Source organism: Caldanaerobacter sp. (assembly GCF_049701115.1).
Taxonomy (GTDB): domain Bacteria; phylum Bacillota; class Thermoanaerobacteria; order Thermoanaerobacterales; family Thermoanaerobacteraceae; genus Thermoanaerobacter.
Genome location: NZ_JBNATX010000065.1, coordinates 1 through 4,860, shown reverse-complemented (window position 1 = coordinate 4,860; position 4,860 = coordinate 1). Strand labels below are relative to the sequence as shown.

Annotated in this window: 4 protein-coding genes, 1 other RNA gene, 1 pseudogene and 1 other annotated feature; all 6 genes and pseudogenes read right to left on the bottom strand. The window is 39.6% G+C overall.

Annotated features, from left to right (window positions below; all coding sequences use genetic code 11):
* Positions 1–74: 74 nt before the first annotated feature.
* A complete protein-coding gene (gene trxA / locus ACPLVE_RS10945; protein ID WP_424611576.1) occupies positions 75–443 on the bottom strand; it encodes a thioredoxin in 369 nt (122 codons plus the stop codon).
* Positions 429–746, bottom strand: a pseudogene (trxA, locus tag ACPLVE_RS10940) (thioredoxin); the annotation flags it as partial. The gene trxA (ACPLVE_RS10945) and the pseudogene trxA (ACPLVE_RS10940), both read right to left, overlap by 15 nt.
* A gap of 88 nt (positions 747–834) precedes the next feature.
* Complete coding sequence (locus ACPLVE_RS10935) at positions 835–1,101, bottom strand: metal-sensitive transcriptional regulator (RefSeq protein ID WP_424611575.1); 267 nt, start codon at positions 1,099–1,101, stop codon at positions 835–837.
* Positions 1,102–1,195: 94 nt separating this feature from the next.
* Positions 1,196–1,378, bottom strand: a non-coding RNA gene (gene ssrS / locus ACPLVE_RS10930) — 6S RNA.
* A 66-nt stretch (positions 1,379–1,444) separates the two neighbouring features.
* Positions 1,445–3,223: an aspartate--tRNA ligase gene (gene aspS / locus ACPLVE_RS10925; protein ID WP_424611574.1), complete on the bottom strand. Its 1,779-nt coding sequence runs from the start codon at positions 3,221–3,223 to the stop codon at positions 1,445–1,447.
* Positions 3,224–3,237: 14 nt separating this feature from the next.
* Positions 3,238–4,491, bottom strand: coding sequence for a histidine--tRNA ligase (hisS, locus tag ACPLVE_RS10920; RefSeq protein ID WP_424611573.1), 1,254 nt, complete (start codon positions 4,489–4,491; stop codon positions 3,238–3,240).
* A gap of 52 nt (positions 4,492–4,543) precedes the next feature.
* Positions 4,544–4,744, bottom strand: a binding site (T-box leader).
* Positions 4,745–4,860 lie beyond the last annotated feature (116 nt).

Here is a 4,860-nt window from a genome sequence, read left to right as displayed (position 1 = left end):
CAAGGAACCCTTCTCATCATAACGGGTTCCCGATATTTTGTCAACAGTCTGAAATCCTGCCGTAGGCAGGATTTTTAATTGTTTAAGTGCTTTTCTATGAACCTGACAAAATCAGCTTTCGGTCTTGCACCTATCAACTTATCAACCATCTTACCTTTCTTGAAAAGTCCGATAGTAGGTATGCTCATTATCCTGAACTTCATCGCCAGTTCTTGTTCTTCATCCACATTAACCTTTCCCACTTTTAGTCTGCCCTTATACTCATGAGCTAATTCCTCGACTATAGGAGCAACTAACCTACATGGAGCACACCACTCTGCCCAAAAGTCAATCAAAACTGGTACATCTGAGTTTACAACTTCTTCTTCCCAGTTGTCATATGTTATTTCTACCTCTAAAGATTCTTCCTTCTTAGTGGTATCTTCATTTAAATATTTCTCTATAAACCTCACAAAATCGGCTTTTGGTCTTGCACCTATTAGTTTTCCTACCATTTTGCCGTTTTTGAAAAGTCCAATTGTAGGTATGCTCATTATTCTGAACTTCATTGCAAGTTCATCTTCTTCATCTACATTGACTTTACCTACTTTGATTTTGCCTTCATATTCTTTTGCCAGTTCTTCAATAATAGGAGCAACTAACTTACAAGGCATACACCACTCTGCCCAAAAGTCAATTAAAACTGGCACATCTGAGTTTACAACTTCTTCTTCCCAGTTTTCGCTTGTTATAACCACTTCTGCCATAAAACCACTCCTATACTTTTATTTCATTTTTTATTTTTGTACAAAGCACCTGTTTTATGTATTTTAAAAAGCAAGATGCTTTTTAAAACTACCTCATGAACTTTATAAAAGTCTCCACTAAGTCATCCACCATGTCTTCCTGCTTCTCGGCACACACAGCACCTTTTATGCAGCTTGTAGCGTAACTCTTAAGAAGAATCTTCGCTACACTGTTTATAGCAGAGCGAACAGCAGCCACCTGTATCAAAACATCGATACAGTAAGCATCGCTTTCTATCATCTTCTGTATGCCCTTCACTTGCCCTTCAATTTTTCTAAGCCGTCTTAGCAAATCTTCTCTATTTTCTTCGTACATACTATACCTCCCAACCCCAGTGGGGTATCCAAAGAATAGTATAAAAGTTTTTCTTAGATATGTCAATAGCTTTTTGTTATTTTTTTAATTAACAAAAAACCCCATGATGCCGTGCCTACCGGTAGGTTTTGAACCCGTCCTCACAAAGTGGGTGCCCTCTTGGCAGCTTCATGTTTCCGCGACGAGGCGGCCTACAATCCACTGCCAAAGTCCAGGCTCCCTTATTTTTGGTGTTGGCTCAACCTTTCACCGGGTCACACGAACACCACAGGGTTTGTATTCAGTCTATATTGTTCTATATAAATAATATCATAAAACCCTTTATTTTTCAACTGGTAAACGTTTATAGGTCTATCTTGATGTGAAGTTCCTTAAGCTGCTTTTCAGAAACTTCCGAAGGAGCATCTGACATCAGGCATACAGCATTTTGAGTTTTAGGAAATGCAATCACATCCCTTATGGTGTCGCTCCCTGTCATTATCATTGCAAGCCTGTCAAGCCCATACGCTATTCCTCCGTGAGGAGGAGCACCATACTTGAAAGCCTCCATTAAAAATCCGAATTTCTTCCAAGCCTCTTCTTCGGTAAAACCTAACACTTTAAACATCCTCTTCTGAAGCTCCGTATCGTGTATCCTTATGCTTCCACCGCCTATCTCTGTACCGTTTAACACTATATCATAAGCTTTAGCTCTGACTTTTAAAGGCTCTTTTTCTAAAAGGTCTATATCTTCATCTCTAGGTGATGTAAATGGATGGTGCTTTGCAACGTATCTTTTTTCTTCCTCGTCATATTCTAAAAGTGGGAAATCGACAACCCATACAAACTCGTATTTACTCTCATCAATGAGATTAAATCTTTTTGCCATTTCAATCCTCAAATGCCCCAGTGTGTCAAAAACTATATCATCTTTATCCGCAACTATCAAGAGCAAATCTCCCACTTCTGCTTCGAGTCTTTCCAAAATTTTAGTTAATTCCCCCTCAGTTAAAAATTTCGTAGCAGGCGACTTCACTTCCCCTTCCAAAACTTGCATCCACAAGAGACCTTTTGCCCCAAAGTTTTTGGCGAATTCTACTAGTTCATCCAGCTGCTTTCTTGTCATTGAAGCAGCTCCTTTTACATTTATACCCCTTATTGACCCGCCATTTTTTAAAGCATTTTTAAACACATTAAACTCTGACTCTTTTAGTATGTCAGACAAATCTTTAAGCTCCATTCCAAACCTCAAGTCAGGCTTGTCAGTGCCAAATCTCTCCATTGCCTCCTGATAAGTGAGTTTTTTAAAAGGAATATCAAGGTCTACATCCAAAACCCTTTTGAATACATGCTTTATCATTTTCTCGTTTATATCAAGGACATCTTCAACCTCTACAAAGGACATTTCAATATCTATCTGCGTAAATTCCGGCTGCCTGTCAGCTCTTAAATCTTCATCTCTTAAACACCTAGCAATTTGATAATACCTATCAAATCCCGCAATCATCAAAAGCTGCTTAAATATTTGGGGAGATTGGGGTAAGGCGTAAAACTTGCCAGGATAAATTCTGCTCGGCACAAGGTAATCTCTCGCACCTTCAGGAGTGCTCTTTATAAGCATAGGAGTTTCTATTTCAATAAAGCCATTGTCATTGAGAAACTCTCTCACGGCTTGCGTAAGCTTAAAGCGGGTGATTAAATTTCTCTGCATTGAAGGTCTTCTCAGATCTAGATATCTATACTTAAGCCTTACCGCCTCAGATACATTGCTTCTATCCTCTATCGGGAAAGGAGGCGTATCAGACTTGCTTAAAATCTTCAAATTTTTAGCATAAATTTCTATTTCTCCTGTGGGTATCTTTGGATTCACATTCTCTGGAAGCCTTTTTACTACTTCCCCTTCCACTGCTAACACATATTCATTTCTCACGCTTTGCACCTTTTCAAAAGCCTCTTTAGAAACCTGTTCATTGAAAACTACCTGCACAATTCCTGTTCTGTCCCTCAAATCTATAAAAACTAATCCTCCGTGGTCTCTCCTGCTGTTGACCCATCCCATCACTACGACAGACTTTCCCACATCTTCAACAGTGATCTCTCCGCACATATGGGTTCTTTTAAGGCCGCCAAGTTGTTCTCCCATTAAACTCCCTCCATTCAATTTTTTATCGCTTTTTCTATTTCATCAATTAAAATTTCTCTTTCTTCTCCTGTAGCCATATTCTTCAATTTCACTTTTTTGCTCTCGAGTTCTTCTTCGCCTATCACAATAGCATATTTAGCATTTAATTTGTTGGCATATTTCATCTGCGCCTTTAAACTTCTTTCCATATGATCTATCTCTACCTTTAAACCGTTAAATCTGAGTTTATTCGCGAGGGTAAAAGTAAAAAGCTTTGCTTCATCGCCAATGTAAGCTATAAAAAGGTCCGGCCCCTCTGGCTTAGGAATTTCAATTCCATTTTGCTCCAAAGTCAGAAGAAGCCTTTCTATTCCCATACCAAAACCTACCCCAGGCATTGAGGGCCCTCCAATTTCTTCTATTAAGCCGTCATACCTTCCTCCTCCACACACTGTACCCTGTGCACCAATGTCTTTCGATATTATCTCGAAAGCTGTTTTTGTGTAATAGTCAAGCCCTCTCACTATTCTAGGGTCTACCGTGTATTCGTAACCCAAGGCATCAAGGTACTTCTTCAGCTCTTCAAAATGGTTCCTGCAATCATCACACAGGTAATCAGTAATTAAAGGCGCCTCTTTAGTTACTCTTCTACAACTTTCTACCTTACAGTCTAATACCCTCATAGGATTTACCTCATACCTTACCTTACAGTCATCGCAGAGTTCATCTAAATGCTGCCCTAAAAACTCTTTTAAAGCTTTATTATAATTTTTCCTACAAACAGGACATCCTACGCTGTTTATCCTGAGCTCTAGATTATTAAGTCCTAACTTCTTCAATAGACTCATGGCAATGCTTATGACTTCAGCATCGGCAGAAGCACTCTCTGCTCCAAATATTTCTACCCCAAACTGATGATGTTCTCTTAACCTTCCTGCTTGAGGCTTTTCATACCTGTACACAGGAGTTATATAATAAAGCTTTGTAGGCTGCGTCTCCGCGTAAAGTCCATGCTCTATAAAAGCTCTAACTGCAGGAGAGGTCCCTTCTGCTTTTAGAGTAATGCTTCTTCCAGACCTATCATTAAAAGTATACATCTCTTTCCTGACAATATCAGTGGATTCCCCTACCCCTCTTAAGAAAAGCTCCGTATGCTCAAACCCAGGTGTGCGTATTTCCTTGTACCCGTAAGCTTCACATATTCCTCTCATCAAATTCTCTACATATTGCCATTTATAAGATTCTGAAGGCAAAATATCCTTAGTGCCTCTTGGAGCTTTTGTAAGCATCTCACCAACTCCTTCTTATCTTCTTACATTTAAAAACCCCTCGTCTGCAAAACGCAGGGACGAGAGGTTAATCCCGTGGTGCCACCCTGATTGGTACTCATTCCCTTAACGCAGGTTCACGGATCTGGCCTACATTGTCGGCCAGTCAGCTCCCAGGTGTCCTTCGCAATAGCATGAGTATAAAGATACTCTCAGTCGCGGTATCTTCTCCCTGTATACCTGCTATTGCTACTCTCCTGTTCATCGCATTTTCATTATTTTATTTGATATTATACCCCATCCTATAAATTGCTGTCAATGGTAAATTCCATCTTGGTCTGTGTCAAGATTTTGTAGGTAAAAAATTTTTATAACTGACCTCACCGTTAA